This window comes from Kitasatospora sp. NPDC057512, from assembly GCF_042802135.1.
Taxonomy (GTDB): domain Bacteria; phylum Actinomycetota; class Actinomycetes; order Streptomycetales; family Streptomycetaceae; genus Kitasatospora.
The window spans coordinates 1-1523 of the sequence record NZ_JBHVET010001181.1; the positions used below are offsets into that span (position 1 = coordinate 1).

At 74.0% G+C, this 1523-nt stretch carries 2 protein-coding genes; one reads left to right on the forward strand and one right to left on the reverse strand.

Features of this window, described 5'->3' with window-relative positions; genetic code table 11:
* Positions 1-32: 32 nt before the first annotated feature.
* The gene (locus ACFU6K_RS38720) at positions 33-386 is read right to left on the reverse strand and encodes an iron-sulfur cluster assembly accessory protein (protein WP_380671316.1); all 354 of its coding nucleotides are present in this window, start codon (positions 384-386) and stop codon (positions 33-35) included.
* Positions 387-630: 244 nt separating this feature from the next.
* On the opposite strand from ACFU6K_RS38720, the gene ACFU6K_RS38725 reads away from it, so the two are divergent.
* On the forward strand, positions 631-1494 hold the full coding sequence (locus tag ACFU6K_RS38725) for a GNAT family N-acetyltransferase (RefSeq protein WP_380671318.1): 864 nt from the start codon (positions 631-633) through the stop codon (positions 1492-1494).
* Positions 1495-1523: the final 29 nt, after the last annotated feature.

Here is a 1523-nt window from a genome sequence, read left to right on the forward strand (position 1 = left end):
GGTGATCCCCGGGGCCGCCTTCCGCAGCGGGCTTAGCTGAACGAGTCGCCGCAGGCGCAGGAGCCGGTGGCGTACGGGTTGTCGATGGTGAAGCCCTGCTTCTCGATGGTGTCGACGAAGTCGACGGTGGCGCCGCCCAGGTACGGGGCGCTCATCCGGTCGGTGACGACCTTGACGCCGTCGAAGTCCTTGATCACGTCACCGTCGAGCGAGCGCTCGTCGAAGAACAGCTGGTAACGCAGGCCGGAGCAGCCACCGGGCTGGACGGCGACGCGCAGCGCGAGGTCCTCGCGGCCTTCCTGCTCCAGCAGGGCCTTGACCTTGGCCGCGGCGGCATCGGTGAGGAGGATGCCACTCTCGACGGTGGTCTCGTCCTGGACGGTCATCTGCTTTCTCCCGGTCTTGACGACGGTCTGCCGCCAGTGCCAACCAACGGCCGTCCGGTTTCATTTCCCGGGCGGCGATCGATTTCTGCGGCCTGTCGCGGCTGGTTGTCCGTAGGCCGGGTGTGCCACCCGCGTCCCCTACGCTCCCCATGCTCGCACACCCCCGGAGGGCCGGTCACCGCCCGCAGCACGGATCCGGGTGAACGGGCCCCACCGCCGCCCGGCGGACGCCAGGATGGTCGGCATGATCCTTCGCCAGGTCAGGGACACCGCAGCGGACGCGGAGGTCGTCCGGGAACTGTCCTTCGCCGCGTTCGCCGCACCGTCCGACGACCCCGCGCGGCCACCGCGGCCGACGCCGCTGCAGCTGGCCCGGACCAGGCACCTGGCGCGCACCGATCCCGGGGGCTGCTGGCTGGCGGAGAGCGGCGGGCAGGCGGTCGGGGTGGTGCTGTCGATGCGCCGCGAGGGCCTGTGGACGCCCTCGCTGTTCGCCGTCCGGCCGTCCGCGCAGGGCCGGGGGGTGGGGCGGCTGCTGCTCGAACGGGCGATGGCGCACGCCCGGGGCTGCCTGCGCGGGATGGTCTGCGCCTCCGGCTCCCCGGCGGCGGCCCGCCGCTACCGGCTGGCCGGGTTCACCCTGCACCCGGCGATGCGGCTGACCGGGACGGTGGACCGGCAGGGGCTGATCGATCCGGGCGACATACCGGTGCACCGCGGCAACGCCACCCACCTGCACCTGCTGGACTCGGTGGACCGCCGGCTGCGCGGGTCCGCGCACGGGCCGGACCACGAGCTGATGCTCGGGCACTTCGAGGAGCTGCTGGTCGCGGACGCGCTGGCCGGCAGCGGCTACTGCTACCGGGACGGCGGCACGGTGCGGCTGCTGGCGGCCACCAGCAAGCGGATCGGGGCCCGGCTGCTGCGCGAGGCGCTGGCCCGGGTGCCGGACGGGGTCGAGGCCCGGGTGGAGTACCTGACCGCCGAGCAGGAGTGGGCGCTGGACGTCGGGCTGGAGGTCGGGCTGACGCCGGAGACCGGCGGCTTCGTCGGGGTGCGCGGGATGCGGCCGCCGGCGCCGTACCTGCCGAGCGGGGCGTTCCTGTAGGCGGGCACGCGTACGGCCCCCTCCCGGAG